This is a genomic window from Polaromonas sp. P1_G2 (assembly GCF_056405515.1).
Genome location: NZ_JBFUBY010001391.1, coordinates 1 through 411, shown reverse-complemented (window position 1 = coordinate 411; position 411 = coordinate 1). Strand labels below are relative to the sequence as shown.

The 411-nt window shown below is 59.8% G+C and carries 1 protein-coding gene; it reads left to right on the top strand.

The genetic code is table 11. The features are described 5' to 3' along the window. Positions 1-411: FtsX-like permease family protein (locus AC1D0P_RS30715; protein ID WP_477680187.1), on the top strand; the 411-nt coding region annotated here is incomplete at both ends.

Sequence of the window (411 nt, the reverse complement as noted above, 5' to 3'; positions counted from 1 at the left end):
TCTTCATGCCGTTCGAGGAGGCGCAGACCTTCTTCAATGCCGATGGCATCGCACAGTCGATCGAAGTCTTCATCGACCACCCCGATATGGTCGACCAGATGCGGCCGTTGATCGAAAAGGCGGCCGGCAAGCAGATATTCATCACCGACTGGCGGGAGCGCAACAGGACGTTCTTCTCGGCGCTGTCGGTCGAGCGCAATGTCATGTTCATGATCCTGACGCTGATCGTCCTGGTCGCAGCACTCAACATCATTTCCGGCTTGATCATGCTGGTGAAGGACAAGGGCAGCGATATCGCCATCCTGCGCACCATGGGCGCCTCCTCCGGGGCGGTGATGCGCATCTTCTTCATGACCGGGGCRGCGATCGGCATTGTCGGCACGCTGGCCGGCGTCATCCTCGGCGTTATCG